This window comes from Streptomyces sp. RKAG293, assembly GCF_023701745.1.
Lineage (GTDB): Bacteria > Actinomycetota > Actinomycetes > Streptomycetales > Streptomycetaceae > Actinacidiphila.
On the sequence record NZ_JAJOZB010000001.1, the window covers coordinates 2077451 to 2094573 of the forward strand.

Sequence of the window (17123 nt, forward strand, 5' to 3'; positions counted from 1 at the left end):
ACATCGTCGTTTGGGTGTCACTCCTTGGGTCGGTGGGGCCCCGCGGGCAGTCTGCGGAAGCACTGCCCGACTCCAGAGTAATCAAGAGCGGGGCTCGGTCGGCAGCCCTACCTGGTGCCGGGCTGCCCTGTGCCGCGCGCTTCGGCCAGCGCCCGCAACTGGCGGGCGGCGCGGACCGCCTGGTCCCGGCCGCCACCGGGCTGGATGCCCATCGCGGCCAGGCTGGTGCCGTCGGTGAGGTCGAGATAGACCCACGGGTCGCCGGTCCGCAGATTGACCTTGACGACCTCGGCCCATTCCAGCCGGCGGCTGGCGACCAGGTTCACCACGGTGATCCCGTCGTCGTCCGCGACCACCTTGGGCCGGCTGAGCACCGCCAGCAGGGCGAAGATCAGCAGGCCGGTGATGATCATGGTGGCCCGGTCCCCCGGGCCCCAGGGCTGCGCCCCGCCGCTGGGCATCATCAGGGCGACGACGGTGAGCACGACGAGCAGACCCGCCCCGACCGTCAGCAGCACCACGCGGGTGCGGACCGGACGGAAGGTGACGGGCAGCTCGGGCGGGACCGCCGCGGCGGACGGGCCGGGTTTGCCGGACATCACAGGCGGGCGGCGTGGATGCCGGTGGTGAGGATCGCCCGGGCGCCGAGCTCGTACAGCTCGTCCATGATCCGCTGGGCGTCGCGGCTGGGGACCATGGCGCGGACGGCGACCCAGCCCTCGTGGTGCAGCGGCGAGACGGTCGGCGACTCCAGGCCCGGGGTGAGGGCCACGGCCCGCTCGACCTGCTCCACGCGGATGTCGTAGTCCATCATCACGTAGCGGCGGGCGACCAGGACGCCCTGCAGCCGGCGCAGGAACTGCGCGACCTTGGGGTCCTCGCCCTCCACGCCGGTGCGCCTGATGACGACCGCCTCGGACTCCATGATCGGCTCGCCGAAGACCGCCAGCCCCGCGTTGCGCAGCGAGGTACCGGTCTCGACGACGTCCGCGATGACCTGGGCGACGCCCAGCTGGATGGCGGTCTCGACGGCGCCGTCCAGGTGCACGACGGAGGCGGCGATGCCGTTGTCGGCGAGGTGCTTCTCGACGACGCCCTCGTAGGAGGTGGCGACCGTCATGCCCCCGAGGTCCTTGACCGACTCCGCCGTACCCGGCTCCGCGGCGTAGCGGAACGTGGAGCGGGCGAAGCCGAGCTGGAGGATCTCCTCGGCGTCCGCGCCCGAGTCCAGCAGCAGGTCACGGCCGGTGATGCCGATGTCGAGCCGGCCGGAGCTGACGTAGATCGCGATGTCGCGCGGCCGCAGGTAGAAGAACTCCACCTCGTTGTCGCTGTCGACGAGGACGAGCTCCTTGGACTCCTTGCGCTGCCGGTAGCCGGCCTCATGGAGCATCGCCGACGCAGGCCCGGAGAGTGAACCCTTGTTGGGAACGGCGATGCGCAGCATGAGGGCAGCTTCCTTTGCGGTTCGGGGTGTTCGGGACGCGAGCGGCGGTGCGTGCGGGTGCCGGCTCAGAGATGAGCGTAGACGTCGTCCAGGGAGATGCCCCGGGCGACCATCATCACCTGCAGGTGGTAGAGCAGCTGGGAGATCTCCTCGGCGGTGCGGTCGGCGCCCTCGTACTCGGCGGCCATCCACACCTCGGCGGCCTCTTCGACCACCTTCTTGCCGATCGCATGCACACCGCTGCCCACCAGCTCGGCGGTGCGGGAGGTACTGGGGTCGCCGGTGGCGGCCTTGTGCTGGAGCTCGGTGAAGAGCTCCTCGAATGTCTTCTTGGCCATGGTGGCTCACACCCTACGCGGAAGTGCCGGACGCTCAGCGCCAGGGTTCGGATACTGAACGCAGGATGGTCGCGGTGGCCACCGCGGCGGTGACCGCTTCGTGGCCCTTGTCCTCGTTCGACCCGGGCAGGCCGGCCCGGTCCAGCGCCTGCTCCTCGGTGTCGCAGGTCAGCACGCCGAAGCCGACGGGCACCCCGGTGTCCACGCTGACCTGGGTGAGGCCGGCGGTGACACCGTGGCTGACGTACTCGAAGTGCGGGGTGCCACCGCGGATGATCACGCCGAGGGCGACGATCGCGTCGTAGCCGCGGCCCGCCAGCACCTTGGCGACGACCGGCAGCTCGAAGCTGCCGGGCACCCGCAGGACGGTCGGCTCGTCGATGCCCAGCTCGGCCAGGGCGCGCAGCGCGCCCTCGACCAGGCCGTCCATGACCTGGACGTGCCACTGGGCCGCGATCACTGCCACGCGCAGGTCACCGCAGTTCTTCACGGTCAGCTCGGGGGCGCCCTTACCGCTCACGTCTCTCCTCAGTTCCGGTGCTCGTCGTACGGGTCGTACGGGTCGTACGGGGTGGTGCGGGTCGTACGGGGTCGTGCTGCTGGTGTTCCGACGGCTACTGGTTGCCGCAGGGGCTGGTCACGACCGGGTCGAGCCACGGCAGGTCGTGGCCCATCCGGTCCCGCTTGGTGCGCAGGTACCGCAGATTGTGCTCCCCCGCCACGACGGCCATCGGCTCGCGGGCGAGGACCTTCAGGCCGTGGCGGGTGAGCGCGTCGACCTTCTCCGGGTTGTTCGTCAGCAGCCGCACCGACCGCACCCCGAGGTCGGCGAGCATCTGCGCGGCGGCGCCGTAGTCGCGGGCGTCGGCGGGCAGGCCCAGTTCCAGGTTGGCGTCCAGGGTGTCGCGGCCGCGCTCCTGGAGCTCGTACGCGCGCAGCTTCGACAGCAGGCCGATGCCGCGGCCCTCGTGGCCCCGCAGATAGACGACGACACCGCGGCCTTCGGAAGCCACCCTTTCGAGCGACGCCTGGAGCTGCGGTCCGCAGTCACAGCGCTGCGAGCCGAAGACGTCGCCGGTGAGGCATTCGGAGTGCACCCGCACCACGACGTCGTCGCCGTCGGCGAGGGCGCCGTCCGCGTCGAGGTCGCCGGCGATGAGCGCGATGTGCTCGATGCCGTCGGTGGTGCTGCGGTAGCCGTACGCCCGGAAGTCGCCGAAGGCGGTGGGCAGCCGGGTCGCGGCCTCGCGGCGCACGGTGGGCTCGGACGCCCGGCGGTAGGCGATCAGATCCTCTATGGAGATGATCGACAGGCCGTGCTTGCGGGCGAACGGCACCAGCTCGGGGAGCCGGGCCATGGTGCCGTCCTCACGGGCGATCTCCACGATGGCCGCGGCCGGCCGCAGTCCCGCCAGCCGCGCCAGGTCGACACCGGCCTCGGTGTGGCCGTTGCGGACCAGGACGCCGCCCGCGCGGGCGCGCAGCGGGAAGACATGGCCGGGGCGTACGAAGTCGCCCGCGACGGAGGTGGGGTCGGCGAGCATCCGGATGGTCGTGGCCCGGTCGGCGGCGGAGATGCCGGTGGTCACGCCGTGCGCGGCGCTCGCGTCGACCGAGACGGTGAACGCGGTCTTCATCGACTCGGTGTTGGCCTCGACCATCTGCGGCAGTTCCAGCCGGTCGAGCTCCGGGACCTCCATCGGCACGCAGATCAGCCCGCGGCACTCGCTCATCATGAAGGCGACCAGCTCAGGGGTGGCCTTCTCGGCGGCGATGATGAGATCGCCCTCGTTCTCACGGTCCTCGTCGTCGACGACGACGACGGGACGGCCGGCGGCGATGTCGGCGATGGCCCGTTCGACCGGGTCGAGCGCGAGATCACCGTCGTGGTCGGCGTACCAACTCTGCAGCGCGGTCATGCTGTGGCTCCATCCGGGACGGTCCCGCTCGGCGCCCTGTCCGTCCGGGTCTGCAGCCACCAGGCGCGCAGACCGAGGACGACCAGGACGAAGTAGATGACATAGACCAGGCCCGAGAAGGCCAGCCCGTTGTTGAAGGCGAGGGGGACGCCGACCACGTCGACGGCGAGCCACGCGAACCAGAACTCCACCCAGCCGCGGGCCTGGGCGACCATGGCGGTCAGCGTGCCGACGAAGATGTACGCGTCGGGCCACGGGTCCCAGGACAGCTTCGGGTAGGCGGTGAAGAGCAGTGCCAGGGCGACGGTGCCCGCGGCGGTGCCGGCCACCAGCCAGGCCCGCTCGGTCCAGGTGGCGAACCGGATGGCCAGCCGGCCCTTCGTGGCGCCGCCGCGCCGCCACTGCGCCCAGCCCCACACCGCGACGGTGACGACCACGATCTGCTTGCCGATGCCGCCGCTGAGGTGCGCGGAGGCGTAGGCGGCGACCAGCACGAGGCCGGAGAGCAGCTGTACCGGCCAGGTCAGCATCGAACGCCGCCAGCCGAGCGCCAGGGCGCCCAGGCCGAGCAGGTTCCCCGCCATGTCCGACCAGAGGATGTGCTGGTCGAACGCGGTGAACGCCTCGCTGTTGAGCCAGTCGAGCGCACTCATGGCGTGGCCTCCGTCCGGTTCGCACCGAGCAGCCGCTCGACGTACTTGGCGAGTACGTCCACCTCGAGGTTGACCGGGTCGCCGGGCTGCTTGAAGCCGAGCGTGGTGAGCGCGAGGGTGGTCGGGATGAGGCTGATGGTGAAGTAGTCGGGGCCCGCGTCGACCACGGTGAGGCTGATGCCGTCGACGGTGATCGAGCCCTTCTCGACGACGTAGCGGGTCAGCTCGGCGGGCAGCGAGACCTTGACGATCTCCCAGTGCTCGGCGGGCTTGCGCTCGACGATGGTGCCGGTGCCGTCCACATGGCCCTGGACGAGGTGGCCGCCGAGCCGGCCGCCGAGCGCCATCGGGCGCTCCAGGTTGACGCGGGAGCCGGCGGCGAGCGCGCCGAGGCTGGAGCGGCTGAGGGTCTCGGCCATCACGTCGGCGGTGAACTCGCCGTCCCCGAAGTCCACGACGGTGAGACAGACGCCGTTGACGGCGATCGAGTCGCCGTGCTTGGCGCCTTCGGTGACGACAGGGCCGCGCACCCGGAAGCGGGACGCGTCGCCCAGCTCCTCGACTGCGGTGATCTCGCCCAGTTCTTCGACGATTCCGGTGAACACTCAGTTCTCCTCGGCGTGGGGATAAGCGGTGATGCGGAGGTCGGGACCGATGCGTACCGTCTCGGTCACATCGAGCCGCAACGCCTGCGTGATGGTGGTGATTCCGGCGTCGGCCAGCGCGGCGGGTCCGGCGCCGAGCAGGACGGGTGCGAGATAGCCGACGACCTTGTCGACGGCGCCCGCGGCCACGAAGGCGCCGGCCAGGGTGGGGCCGCCCTCCAGGAGCACGGAGCGGACCCCGCGCTCGTACAGGGCGGTGAGCAGGGCGGGGATGTCCAGTCCTGGGCCGGCGGCCGCGCGGGGCAGCCGGACGGTCTCGGCGAGGCCGTCCAGGTGCGCGGTTCCGGTGTCCTGGGCGACCGCGATCAGGGTGGGCGCGGCGTCGTCGAGCACTCTGGCGCCGGGTTTGACGGTGGCGGCGGTGTCGACGACGACCCGCAGCGGCTGGGTGGCGCCGTCCCGGCCGCGCACCGCGAGGTGCGGGTCGTCGGCGCGCAGGGTGCCGGAGCCGGCGACGACGGCGTCGGCCTCGGCGCGCAGCCGGTGGACGTCGGCGCGGGACTCCGCGGAGGTGATCCAGCGGCTGGTGCCGTCGGCGGCGGCGATCCGGCCGTCGAGGGTGCTCGCGTACTTCCACAGCACGAACGGGCGGCGGCGGGCGAGGGTGGTCAGCCACACCTCGTTGCCGCGGGCGGCCTCGGCGGCGAGCAGTCCGCCCTCGACGTCGACCCCGGCGGCGCGCAGGGTCGCGGCGCCGCCCGTGGCGTCGGGGTTCGGGTCGGCGACCGCGTAGACGACACGCGCGATGCCGGCCTCGATGAGGGCCTGGGAGCAGGGGCCGGTCCGGCCGGTGTGGTCGCAGGGTTCGAGGGTGACCAGCGCGGTGCCGCCGCGGGCCGACTCGCCCGCCGCGCGCAGCGCGTGGACCTCGGCGTGCGGGCCGCCGGCCCGCTGGTGCCAGCCCTCACCGACGGTGCGGCCCGCGGCGTCCAGGACGACGCAGCCGACGACGGGGTTGGGGCTGGTGGAGCCGAGCCCGCGGGCGGCGAGCTCGATGGCTCGGCGCATTGCCGCGATGTGGGCCGGAACTGCTGGGGCCACCGGGTCCTCCTGCCTCATAGGGCACGGACTCCGGGGCTGTCACGAAGGACAGGAAGCGGACGATGCACCAGGAGACGCCGAGGCCGGTAAACGGTTCGCCCGAAGGACGAGCCGACAGCAGCGGCGCACCGGTGATAGCCCGCCGCGCACTGCCTCCCATCCGGACTTTCACCGTCGGTCCAGGAGTTTCACCTGGTCAACCGCCCGCTGGCTGCGGACGGGTCGCGGACTGTAACCGCCGGTTCGGAATTACACCGACCCCGGAGTGCGCAAACGTCACTGATACGTCTCTCAGTCTGCCACGTCCGATCACAGCACCGGTAGAGAGGCGACTGTGCTCTGACTCACGAGAGGGTCCGGAATACAGTCCGGGAGGGGGTTCCACGGGGGCAACCGGGGTGCGGGTCACGGTGCGGGGACGAACAGGTCCTCCTGGGCGGCGTCCATGGCGGAGAGCACGGCGCCGCGCAGCACCGCGCTGCCGGTGACCGTGCCGGCCCGTACGTCGGTGCTCAGCGGCGACATCAGCGGGAGCCGCTCCGCGACCCTCCCGGCCAGCGCGTCGCCGCCCGCCCGGCCGATCTCTCCGGCCAGCACCACGCAGCCGGGGTCGAGCACCGCGCAGACCGCCGCGGTGCCGATCGAGATCCGGTCGGCGAGCTCGTCCAGGAACACTGCGTTCCGCTCCCCCGGCCCGGGTCCGCGGGCCCAGCGGACGGCGGCCTCGGCCGTGTCGACGCCGTCGCCCGGGTCGGGGAAGCCGTGCCGGCGCGCGAGCGCGCAGACCGCGGCGGAGCCGGCCAGTGAGTGGAAGCCGCCCTCGCAGTCGGTGACGGACGGCAGCCGCGAGGTGCCGGGCACCGGCAGGAAGCCGATCTCGCCGGTACCGCCCGAGGCGCCGCGCCGCAGCTGTCCGTCGAGGACGACGGCCGCCCCGACTCCCGCGCCGAGCCACAGCAGGACGAAGGTGTGCTGGCCGAGGGCCGCGCCGACGCGCTGTTCCGCGATCGCGGCCAGGTTGCACTCGTTCTCCAGCAGGACCGGGATGCCGAGCCGGCCGCGTACCTCGGTGACCAGGTCGCCGTGCCAGGCGGGCAGCGCGCCGGTGGCGCGGAGCTGGCCGGTGGCGGGGTCGACGAGGCCGGGCGCCCCGAAGGCGACGGTGTGCAGCGCTGCCGCGCCCGCCTCGCGGGCGGTCCGTTCCAGCAGTGCGGTGCCGCGCCGTGTCACCTCCCGCGGGTCGTCGGTCGGGCCGACGGGCATGGCCGCGGTGCCGACGGTGCGGCCGAGCAGATCGGCGACGGTGATGCCGATGCTGTAGGTGCGGATGTCCACTCCGGCGATGTACGCGCGGTCGGCGACGATCGCGTAGAGCCGGGCGTTGGGACCGCGGCGGTCGTCCCCCGACGTGCCCACGACCTCGATCAGCCCGGCGTCCTGGAGCCGCTCGACCAGGTCCGCGACGCTGGGCCGGGACAGCCCGGTGAGGTTCTTCAACTGGGCGGCGGTCAGCGGCCCCTCGCTCTGCAGCAGCCCCAGCGCCAGCCGGTCGTTGATGACACGGGCCGTGCGCGGCGAGGCGGTGGGGCCGGGGAGCACGGGGCCGGTGTGCGCGCGGGTGGCGGTCATGCCGGGATCCTTCCAGACACGGGCCGTGGAACAGGCATCCGAAAAGCCATTTCTATCAGGCAGGCTCCCTGATAGTTTACGCGCCATGACAAGTGCAGTGACGCGGAAGGCCGAACCGGGGCTCCGCCGGGCCCACATAGCCATCGCGACGGTGTTCGCCGTGCACGGCTCCGTCACCGGCAACTTCGCCACCCGGATTCCCTGGATCAAGGACCAACTGGACCTCAGCGCCGGCCAGCTCGGCCTGGCGCTGGTCTTCCCGGCCGTCGGCGCGTCGCTGGCGATGCCGCTGGCCGGACGGATCATGCACCGGTTCGGCTCCCGGGCGGCGCTGCGCGGCCTGTTGGCCCTGTGGTGCGCGGCGCTGGCGCTGCCCGCCGCGGCCCCCGGGCTGGTCTGGCTCTGCGGCCTGCTCTTCGTCTACGGCGCCACGTCCGGCATGGCCGACGTGGCGATGAACGCGCTGGGCGTCGACGTCGAACAGCGCAAGGGAAAGTCGATCATGTCGGGGCTGCACGGCATGTGGAGCGCCGGCACCCTGGCCGGCTCGGCGATCGGCGTGGCCGCCGCACACGGCGGCGTCGACGCCCGGCTGCATCTGGCGGTCATGGCCGTGGTGCTGGTACCGCTCGGCTACGTCGCCTGCGCCGGCGCACCCGACATCCACCCGGAGCTGGAGGCGGAGGCGCCGCCGCGGTTCGCCCTGCCGCCGCGCTCCGCCCTGGTCATCGGGGCGATCGGCTTCTGCGCGGTCTTCGCGGAGGGCGCGAGCATGGACTGGTGCGCGGTCTACCTCCGCGATGTCACCGGCGCCTCGGCCGGTGTCGCCGCGGCCAGTTACACGGCCTTCGCCTGCACCATGGCCGCGACCCGGCTCGCCGGGGACGCGGTGGTCCGGCGGCTCGGCCCGGTGCGGACGGTGCGGGCCGGCGGTCTGCTCGCCGTCGTGGGCGGGCTGTTGGTGGTCGCGGCCGACGCGCAGCCGCTGGCCATCACCGGCTTCGCGCTGCTCGGCGTGGGCATCGCGGTGGTCGTACCGCTCTGCTTCGCCGCGGCCGGGCACGCCGGCCCGGTGCCCAGCCAGGCCATCGCCGGTGTCGCGACCGTGACGTACACCTCGGGGCTGGTGGCCCCGGCCGCCATCGGGGTCATCGCCAACGCCAGTTCCCTGACGGCGTCGTTCGGCCTCGTGACGCTGCTCGCGGCGGGACTCGTGGTGGGCGCGGGGGTGCTGCGCCCGGCCGCCGGACGGGCCGTCGCCGCCCCGTCCGGCGGATGAGCGGGGGCTCAGCCGGTGATCGAGTCCAGTTGCTCGGCCGCGGGGCGCAGCGCCCACAGATCGCCGCCGGGCGGGGCCTGGAGCGAGGGCACCGCCGCGCGGGCCTTCGGGTCCCCGGCGTCGGCGGCGGCATGGACGATGTCGCTCGCCGCGTAGGCCCGGAAGTCCAGTTCCGGGTGCGGCCAGGGCGCCTTGCCGGTCGCGGCGGGCAGCAGGTAGTCGACCGCGGCGGAGAGCCGCTGCCCGGCCGGACCCCGGTAGGACCACAGGTTCACGCCGACGTGCCGGCCGATCGCCGCGAGCCGGGTGAACGCCACCAGGTTGAAGGTGGAGTAGTGCCAGCTGCGGGTGCGGGAGATCTCGCCCGGCTGGCTGCCGTCGGCGGCGATCTGCGGGTCGATCCGCCCGGCCCCGGCCTTCAGCACCGTCTGCCGGGCCAGGTTGTCGTGACCGGTGGCGAGCTGGAGTGCGGCCAGCTGCATGTCGAAGAAGGTGCCGTGGTTGTTGGCGGCCGCCGCCTCCTCCTTGCCGAAGGCGCCGCCGAGCCAGCCGCGGAAGCCCTCGTACCAGGTGCGCATCCCGCCGCTGTCGCCCTTGGTCCAGCCGGGGGCTCCGGTGTCGAGGATCGCGGTCGCGTCGAGGACGCTGGTGAAGCCCTGGGAGAAGTCGATGATGCCGATCGCCCGGCCGTCGTACTTGCACGGGATGATCTGCGCGTGGTCCAGGTTCGGGTTCATGCGGGTGGCCGGATCGGTGAACCAGGTGCGCAGGATCTCGGCCGCGTGCCGCGAGTAGGCCGGGTCGCCGGTGTAGTACCAGGCGAGGCTGAGGGTGTAGGCGGACGCGAACACCTCACCGCGCTCGTCGTGGTCGGTGAGTTCGTCAACTTCGGGATTCCGCTGCCCGTCCTTCTGGACGTACGGGCATCCCATCGGGTTGTCCGCCGTCCTGGGCTGGCTCGCCCACCAGTACGGGGCCTGGCTGAGGTAGTCGTGCTTGTCTCCACCGGGCGGCGTGCGGTCCTTGTCGGTGACGGTCCAGGGCCCCTGCCTCAGCCAGCCGTCGGCCTGCGTCCGCAGGTCGGCGACGGCCCGCCGCAGCGCGGGGTCGCCCTTCGCCAGGCGCGCCTTCGTCCGCCGCAGTTGCTCACCGTCCAGCACGACGGTCCGCGGTGCCTTCGGCGCGGCCCGGGTGTACGCCGGCGCGGGCGCCGCGGACGCCGGCGATGCCATGGGCACGAGCAGGGCGGCGAGCCCGGCCACGGTGGCGAGCAGCGCTCCCCGGCCCCAACGTCTTCCGCTCATCAAAGACTCCAATCACATACATGAATTGTGTTCACGCTGACGACCGTGTGAGCGTAGGACAGCCCTTCTCGCTTGACAACGCCCCGCACACGATTCACGGATGAGAACAGAAGGGGGAGAAAAGCCATGGATGACATCAATTACCGCGGAGGTCCACCGGGCGGGCACCAACCGCCGGGCGGAGGTTCCTCCACCCCGGGCTTACGCTAGATTGCCCTTCCTCGGCGCCGGAGTGCCCCACATCGCCGACCGGATCAGAACTCCCCCTCTCTTTGCTGCGGCCATTACCAAGGAGGCGACCGCGACCGTGCCCGAGAAATGGGTAAGCGTCATCATTCCGGTCTACAACGCCGTCGACTTTCTGGATGAATGTCTGGAATCCGTGGTCAACCAGACGATCGGAATCGACCGTATCGAGGTCGTGGCCGTCAATGACGGATCGACGGACGGCAGTGGTGAGCTGCTCGACAGCTGGGCCGCCCGGCATCCGGAGATCCGGGTTCTGCACCAGGAGAATTCGGGCGCTCCCGGCGGCCCGCGCAACCGCGCCATCGACGCCGCCACCGGAGAGTTCCTCTTCTTCGCCGATCCCGACGACTATCTGGGCACCGAGGCGCTCGAGCGTCTGGTCGGGGCGGCCCGCCGCGACGAATCCGATGTCGTGCTCGGACGTATCCGCGGGGTCGGCAGGACCGCGGCCGCAGGACCGTTCAAGCAGAACGTCGAGCGGGGCGACATCTACAGCACCAAGGCGGTCTGGAGCCTGACCGCGCACAAGCTGTTCCGCCGCTCGCTGGTGGCCGAGCACGGACTGCGCTTCGCGGAGGGTGTCCGGCTGGCCGAGGAGCAGATCTTCATCGTGCCCGCCTATTTCGCCGCCCGGGCGATCTCGGTGGTCGCGGACTACGACTGCTACTACCTGATGATGCGGGACGGATTCCCCCATCTCACCCAGCAGGGGCCCGATCCCGAGGTCTTCTACGCGGGCATCCGCAAGGTCCTGGAGACGGTGGTCGAGAAGACCGAACCGGGCGCCCGGCGCAACAGCCTGCTCCTGCGCTGGGGCCAGGTGGAGATTCTCGGCAAGTTCGGCCGTAATTTCCCGCGTTGGCCGGAGGATCAGCAGAAGGCCTATGTGCGGCTGGCTTCCGAACTCCTCGAGGACTTCATCCCTGAGGAGGTCCTCGCCCCGCTCTCCCCGCTCCACCAGACCCGCGGCCAATTGCTCCGCGGCGGTCAGCTGGATGAACTCATCGCCCTCGCCCGGTTCGAGCAGTCCGATTGGGCGGACATCACCGAGATGGCCTGGCTGCCCGACAACCGGCGGTTCACGGCCACCCTGCGCACCCGGCTGCGGGCCGCCAGCCGCCCCGGGAAACTGGAACACCACTTCGTGCTCCAGCGGGTGGGCGACGGGCACGAGGTCGTCGTGCCCACCACGGATCCGGGCGGCGACGAGTCGGCGCTGACCTTCAGGACCGTCTTCGACGTCGCGCATCTCGGCACCGAGGTCCGGCGGCCCGGAGCCTGGAAAATACTGCTCCGGCTGAGTTACGGCGAGCGGTCCGAGGACTTCCCCGTCCGCTTCCCCGGAACGAGGCTCCCGGCGGGCGCGGGCGGCCGCCGGCGGTTCGTCTCCGGCCTCCGCCCGATGCTGGTCTGGCTCTCCCGCGACCCGGAGAGCCAGGCGGAACTGATCGTCACCAACTGGCGCGGCCTCGCCGGAATGGTCAAGCGCAAGGTCCGCAAGCGGCTGTCCCGGTGAGGTCGCGGTGAGGTCCCGGTGAGGTCGCGGTGAGCTGGAGCGCCGTAGCGGTCAGCCGAGGCCGCTCGGCGTGAGGTCCTGCAGCCCGACCACGCGCAGCAGCCGCAGCCGCTCGTAGGAGTCGGTGCCCGGCCGCGCCGAGTAGACGATCAGCCGCTGGTCGTGCTCGGTGCTCAGCAGCACCTCGCAGTCCAGCTCCAGCAACCCCACCACGGGATGCTGGAACCGCTTGGACGAGGAGCGCCGGACGGCCACCTCGTGGGCTTCCCACAGCCGCGCGAACTCAGCGCTGGAGGCGCGCAGTTCCGCCACCAGGGCGGCCGGCCGGGGGTCGTCGGGCCGGGCCGCGAGCACCGCCCGCAGATTCGCCACCTGGCCGCGCGCGAGCCCGTCCCGGTCCTCGGCCGGGAACAGCTCGCGCGCCGCGGGGTCGGTGAACATCCGGCGGACGATGTTGCGCTGCCCCGGCGGGCCGGAGAACACATCGCCGACCAGCGCGGCGGCCAGCGCGTTCTGCGCCAGTACGTCGCCGAAGTCGCTCATCACCTGCGCCGGGGTGTCGTGCAGGCGGTCCAGGATCAGCAGCAGCGCGGGCCTGACATGGGCGGCGCCCTCGCGGTCGTACGCCGGGTCGCCCCGCCGGTGGGCGGGCGAGGGCTCCTCCCCCGCCAGATGGAACAGATGGTCGCGCTCGTCCTCCGTCAGCCGCAGCGCGCGGGCCAGCGCGGCCAGCATCTGCCGGGACGGCCGCGGGCCGCGGGCCTGCTCCAGGCGCGCGTAGTAGTCGGCGGACATCCCCGCCAGCTGCGCCACCTCCTCGCGGCGCAGCCCCGGGGTACGGCGGCGGGCGCCCCCGGTGAGGCCCACGTCCGCGGGGCTGAGGCGCGCGCGGCTGCGGCGCAGGAAGTCGGCGAGTTCGGTTCTGTCCACCCCTCCAGCATGCGGCCGCGGCCGGACGGTATCCAGGGACTGCTGATCCCCGGATCGACGGGTCTCTCCCGCCGCACGGCGTTCCGCCGCACGCTGGGGCACGGCGGGCACGATCCGCCGGCACGGCCGACACGGCAGATGCGAGGAGCGGGACATGCTGACTCTGGTGACGGGTGCGACGGGCGAGGTCGGACGGCGGTTCGTCCCCCGGCTGCTGGCGCGGACAGCGCCCGGCGACGCCGTCCGGGTGCTGGTACGGGACGAGGAGCGCGGCGCACCCGCCGCCGCGCTCGGGGCGCAGGTCGCGGTCGGCGAGCTGCGGGACCCGGAGGCGGTGCGCAAGGCGCTGGCCGGGGTGGACACGGTGCTGAACATCGCGGCGGCCTTCCGCGGTGTGCCGGACGAGGAGGCCTGGGCGGTCAACCGTGACGCCGCCCTGGAGCTGGGCCGGGGCGCCGTCGAGGCGGGCGCCGGCCGCTTCGTCCAGGTCAGCACGAACCTGGTGTACGGCGCGGGGCGCGGCCGCCCCGCGGTGGAGGACGACGAGCCGCTGCCCGGCTCCCCGATGTGGGGCGCCTACCCCGCCTCGAAGTCCGAGGCGGAGCGCGGTCTGCTGGCGCTGCACCGCGAGCACGGTCTCGATGTGCGGATCGGCCGGCTCGCCTTCGTCTACGGGGAGGGCGACCCGCATCTGGCGCAGTCCCTGCGGTGGGCGGGCGGCTGGGCCGGGCACCGGCGGCTGACGATGGTGCACCACGCCGATGTCGCCCAGGGGCTGCTGCGGCTGCTGCGCGCGCCGGGAGCGGCGGGGCGGGTCTACAACATCGCCGACGACGCCCCGGTGTCCGCGGTCGAGCTGCACCAGCTCAACGGGGTGGAGCTGCCCGCCGGCATGGCGGGCCGGCCGCTGGACGACCCGTGGGAGGGCGTGGTGTCGACCGCCCGCATCCGCGACGAGCTGGGGTTCGGCCCCCGCTACCCCTCGGTGTGGACCGCGTGGGACGCGGGCGCGCTGTGACCCGGCGGTCCGGCATCACCCGTTTCAGGGACGCACCGGCGCGCGGCCGTGCCCGGTGCCCGCCGGCTGGGACGCTGGGCACATGACGACGGTGCGGCGGACGGTCCCCGGTGACGTGGACGAAGTGGTGGCGCGGATGCGCGCGCTGGATGCCGCGCTCCCGCCGCACGACGGCGTCGCGGTGTTCAACCGGGTCTATCTCTCCGTCACCGAGGAGATGCGGCGGCTGATGTCCGCGGGGGTCTTCGACGACCCGCACGCCGCCGCCGAGTTGGACGTCCGCTTCGCCGGCCGCTATCTGGCGGCGGTCGGCGCGGTGTCCTCCCGGCGCCGGGCCCCCGCCTGCTGGCGTCCGCTGCTGCAGCTGCGCGGGCACCGCGGGGTGCGGCCGCTGCAGTTCGCACTCGCCGGGATCAACGCGCACATCGGCCATGACCTGGCGCTCGCGCTGGTCGACACCTGCCGGGCCCTGGACCGTGAACCCCTCGCGATGGAACGGGACTTCGAGCGGATCGGCGATGTGCTGGTGGCCATCGAGGAGCGGGTCCGCGAGGACCTCATGCCGGGGCCCGACCTGCTGGACGTCGCCGACCCGCTGACCCATCTGGTCGGCTCCTGGAGCCTGGAACGGGCGCGGGACGCGGCCTGGGCCGCGTCCCGCCTGCTCTGGTCCTTGCGGCACACCGGTGAGATGTACCGGGAGTGCGTGGACCGGCTCGACGCGGGCGTGGGGCTCGTCGGCCGGTTCCTGCTCACTCCGCTGGCCGGCCGGTGACCCGGGACCGGGGCGGGACCGGGGGTCAGCCGAACTGCTTGACGGCCTGGTAGTACGTCCAGGCGAGGCTGTTGCAGGCGGCCTTCGTCACGACGTTGTAGCCGTGCGAACCGCAGACCCGCTTGAGGTCCTCGTACAGCATGCTGTCCAGCCGGGGCTTGTTGGCGCTGAACTGTCCGGCCGCCTTGTAGTTGCGGTAGCCGAAGTCGTGGTGGGCGCACCCCAGGTTGAACGGGAAGCCCAGCGGGTTGTCGGGCGACGACGAGCAGTAGTCCGTGGACCAGTCGAAGCCGTAGGCGGACCAGGCACCCTGGTTGTTGCGTGCCGAGATGAAGGCGTTGTAACTGGAGGCGCTGGTCTGGGTCCAGCTGGACAGGACCTGGGGTTTGTCGGCGGGTGCCGCGGACGCCGGAACTGCGGCGCCGGCGACGGCGATCAGGGCGGCGGCCGGAAGGGCCAGGACTACGGGCAGGCGACGGCTCATGCGCTACCTCCGGGATCCGGCGGCCCGCGTGGGGCGGGCCGCTTACTCGGAGGATTGCACCGCGAGCGGCTGGCGTCCCGCTATACGTCTCCTTAAGCCCCGGTCACGTTACGACGTCAACCCGGCTGGCCGCACGGGGTGCCCGGCGGCGCTCAGTCCTCGTCGAGGAAGACCGGCGCGATGTCCTCGTACACGTCGCCAGGACCGGGGTTGGTCGCGTCGGTGCCGCCGCCGAAGTGGTGCATGACGCCCCACACCGCGTTGAGCGCCGTCTGGACCGCGCCCTCGGCCCAGCCCGCCGTCCAGGAGATGTCGTCGCCCGCGAGGAAGATGCCGCGCTTGTCCTGCGGCAGCGCGTCCTGCATGAAGTGGGTGAACAGCCGCCGCTGGTAGCGGTAGTGACCCGGCAGGTTCGCCTTGAAGGCGCCCATGAAGTAGGGCTCGTTCTCCCACGACACGGTCACCGGGTTGCCGATGATGTGCGAGCGGATGTCGACCTTGGGGTAGATCTCACCGAGCGAGGTCAGCATGACCTCCATGCGCTCGTTGGCGCTCAGCGGGAGCCACTTGAGGCTGTCGTCGCACCAGGTGTACGACAGGCAGATGGTCGCCGGCCGGTCCGGGCCGTCGTCGAGCAGGTACGTGCCGCGGGTCATCCGGTCGGTGAGCGTCATGCTCATCACGTCACGGCCGGTCTGCTCGTCCTTGTCCAGCCAGAACGGCCGGTCGACCGGCACGAAGAGCTTGGACGACTCCATGTAGTGGGTGCGCTCGATCGCCGTCCAGTGGTCGATCGGGAAGAGCGAGTCATCGCAGGCGATCTTGGACAGCAGCATCCAGGACTGCGCGGTGAAGACCGCCGCCGGGTACGTCCGGATGTCGCCCGCCGCGTCGGTGACCGTGATCCGGTTGCCCGCGGTGCGGTGCAGCCGGGTGACCGCCGGGCGCGGTGTGCCGCCGTGCAGCGACGACAGCGACGTGCCGCGCTCCCAGTGGATGAGCTTGTCCGGCTCGCGGTCCCACAGCCGCAGCGGCAGCTGCTGACTGCCGCCGACGATGCCGTGGTGGTCGTCGTCGGCGCCGGTGTAGACGACCCGCAGGATCTCCAGGATGGAGTTGGGGAAGTCGGTGTCCCAGCCGCCGGTGCCGAAGCCGACCTGGCCGAATATCTCCCGGTGCCGGAAGGACTTGAAGGCCGGGGAGTCGCAGAGGAACCCGTAGAACGTCTGGTTGTCGAGCTTCTCGACCAGCGCGGACCAGATCTCGCGGATGACGGGGACGTCGCGCTCGCGCAGGGCGCGCTGCATCGCGGAGAAGTCCGCGCCGTCCTCCAGGCACGCGTTCCAGGCGTGCATCACCTGGTGGTAGACCTCGGGCAGGTCGTCGACGGACGTGGCGTAGTGCGACTCGCCCTTGAGGTCGACGACGGTGGAGGGGGTGCCGGGCGACAGCGGGTTGGGGAACGGCCGGGTCTGCAGGCCCACCAGGTCCACGTAGTACTGGAAGGCGGTGGACGACGGCGGGAAGCGCATCGCGCCCATCTCCGCGGTCAGGTCGGCGTCGCAGCCCTCGAAGCCGACGGTGCGCAGCCGGCCGCCGATCCGGTCCGCCTCGTAGACGACGGGCTTGAGGCCCATCTTCATCAGCTCGTAGGCCGTGATGATGCCGGAGAGCCCGCCGCCGATGACCGCGACCTCGGTGCCGTGCTCGGTCGCCGGTACGGCGCCGAGCCCGGCCGGGCTCGCCAGGTAGTCGTCGTAGGCGTAGGGGAAGTCCGGCCCGAACATCGTGATCGGGGGCTCGGCCTGCGCCTGGACGTGCTGCTCGTCATGGACCGCGGTGGGCACGGACGTCATCGGGGGGTGTCTCCTCGCGA

17 protein-coding genes and 1 riboswitch are annotated in these 17123 nt (G+C 72.2%); of the genes, 4 read left to right on the forward strand and 13 right to left on the reverse strand.

What is annotated here, in order from left to right; translation table 11 throughout:
- Positions 1-107 precede the first annotated feature (107 nt).
- The 9 genes from LNW72_RS09030 to LNW72_RS09070 form a co-directional block, all read right to left on the reverse strand.
- Positions 108-599 carry a PH domain-containing protein gene (locus LNW72_RS09030; protein WP_250974934.1) on the reverse strand — a complete coding sequence of 164 codons (492 nt, stop codon included), beginning with the start codon at positions 597-599 and terminating at the stop codon, positions 108-110.
- A complete protein-coding gene (gene hisG / locus LNW72_RS09035) occupies positions 599-1447 on the reverse strand; it encodes an ATP phosphoribosyltransferase (protein ID WP_250974935.1) in 849 nt (282 codons plus the stop codon). The genes LNW72_RS09030 and hisG overlap by 1 nt, the downstream gene beginning before the upstream one ends.
- A 65-nt stretch (positions 1448-1512) precedes the next feature.
- The gene (locus tag LNW72_RS09040) at positions 1513-1785 is read right to left on the reverse strand and encodes a phosphoribosyl-ATP diphosphatase (RefSeq protein WP_138353026.1); all 273 of its coding nucleotides are present in this window, start codon (positions 1783-1785) and stop codon (positions 1513-1515) included.
- A gap of 34 nt (positions 1786-1819) precedes the next feature.
- Positions 1820-2305, reverse strand: a complete 486-nt coding sequence (ribH, locus tag LNW72_RS09045) for a 6,7-dimethyl-8-ribityllumazine synthase (RefSeq protein ID WP_138353025.1) — start codon at positions 2303-2305, stop codon at positions 1820-1822.
- A gap of 94 nt (positions 2306-2399) precedes the next feature.
- The gene (locus LNW72_RS09050) at positions 2400-3704 is read right to left on the reverse strand and encodes a bifunctional 3,4-dihydroxy-2-butanone-4-phosphate synthase/GTP cyclohydrolase II (protein WP_250974936.1); all 1305 of its coding nucleotides are present in this window, start codon (positions 3702-3704) and stop codon (positions 2400-2402) included.
- Entirely contained in the window at positions 3701-4357 is a 657-nt protein-coding gene (locus LNW72_RS09055) for a nicotinamide mononucleotide transporter family protein (protein WP_250974937.1), read from the reverse strand. The genes LNW72_RS09050 and LNW72_RS09055 overlap by 4 nt, the downstream gene beginning before the upstream one ends.
- A complete protein-coding gene (locus LNW72_RS09060) occupies positions 4354-4962 on the reverse strand; it encodes a riboflavin synthase (RefSeq protein WP_250974938.1) in 609 nt (202 codons plus the stop codon). Before LNW72_RS09060 ends, LNW72_RS09055 begins: the two co-directional genes overlap by 4 nt.
- A complete protein-coding gene (gene ribD, locus LNW72_RS09065; protein ID WP_250974939.1) occupies positions 4963-6081 on the reverse strand; it encodes a bifunctional diaminohydroxyphosphoribosylaminopyrimidine deaminase/5-amino-6-(5-phosphoribosylamino)uracil reductase RibD in 1119 nt (372 codons plus the stop codon).
- A 124-nt stretch (positions 6082-6205) separates the two neighbouring features.
- A riboswitch (FMN riboswitch) is annotated at positions 6206-6336 on the reverse strand.
- Between the two features lie 132 nt (positions 6337-6468).
- The gene (locus tag LNW72_RS09070) at positions 6469-7692 is read right to left on the reverse strand and encodes an ROK family transcriptional regulator (protein ID WP_250974940.1); all 1224 of its coding nucleotides are present in this window, start codon (positions 7690-7692) and stop codon (positions 6469-6471) included.
- A gap of 85 nt (positions 7693-7777) precedes the next feature.
- Between LNW72_RS09070 and LNW72_RS09075 the strand changes: the two genes are divergently transcribed.
- Positions 7778-8971: an MFS transporter gene (locus tag LNW72_RS09075; RefSeq protein ID WP_250974941.1), complete on the forward strand. Its 1194-nt coding sequence runs from the start codon at positions 7778-7780 to the stop codon at positions 8969-8971.
- A gap of 8 nt (positions 8972-8979) precedes the next feature.
- Here the strand turns inward: LNW72_RS09075 and LNW72_RS09080 are convergent, their stop codons facing one another.
- Positions 8980-10275 carry an alginate lyase family protein gene (locus LNW72_RS09080; RefSeq protein WP_250974942.1) on the reverse strand — a complete coding sequence of 432 codons (1296 nt, stop codon included), beginning with the start codon at positions 10273-10275 and terminating at the stop codon, positions 8980-8982.
- A 307-nt stretch (positions 10276-10582) separates the two neighbouring features.
- Here LNW72_RS09080 and LNW72_RS09085 point away from each other — a divergent pair, with 307 nt between their 5' ends.
- Complete coding sequence (locus LNW72_RS09085) at positions 10583-12040, forward strand: glycosyltransferase family 2 protein (RefSeq protein WP_250974943.1); 1458 nt, start codon at positions 10583-10585, stop codon at positions 12038-12040.
- 51 nt (positions 12041-12091) lie between these two features.
- Here LNW72_RS09085 and LNW72_RS09090 read toward each other — a convergent pair whose 3' ends face one another.
- Positions 12092-12970 (reverse strand): helix-turn-helix transcriptional regulator, encoded by an 879-nt coding sequence (locus tag LNW72_RS09090; protein WP_250974944.1) that lies wholly within the window; start codon positions 12968-12970, stop codon positions 12092-12094.
- Between the two features lie 154 nt (positions 12971-13124).
- On the opposite strand from LNW72_RS09090, the gene LNW72_RS09095 reads away from it, so the two are divergent.
- Together LNW72_RS09095 and LNW72_RS09100 are read left to right on the forward strand one after the other, a co-directional pair.
- Positions 13125-13988, forward strand: coding sequence for an NAD-dependent epimerase/dehydratase family protein (locus tag LNW72_RS09095; protein ID WP_250974945.1), 864 nt, complete (start codon positions 13125-13127; stop codon positions 13986-13988).
- Positions 13989-14070: 82 nt separating this feature from the next.
- On the forward strand, positions 14071-14763 hold the full coding sequence (locus LNW72_RS09100; RefSeq protein WP_250974946.1) for a DUF5995 family protein: 693 nt from the start codon (positions 14071-14073) through the stop codon (positions 14761-14763).
- 25 nt (positions 14764-14788) lie between these two features.
- Here LNW72_RS09100 and LNW72_RS09105 read toward each other — a convergent pair whose 3' ends face one another.
- Both LNW72_RS09105 and LNW72_RS09110 read right to left on the reverse strand, forming a co-directional pair.
- A complete protein-coding gene (locus LNW72_RS09105; RefSeq protein WP_138353013.1) occupies positions 14789-15247 on the reverse strand; it encodes a phospholipase in 459 nt (152 codons plus the stop codon).
- Between the two features lie 152 nt (positions 15248-15399).
- Entirely contained in the window at positions 15400-17103 is a 1704-nt protein-coding gene (locus tag LNW72_RS09110; RefSeq protein WP_250974947.1) for an NAD(P)/FAD-dependent oxidoreductase, read from the reverse strand.
- Positions 17104-17123 lie beyond the last annotated feature (20 nt).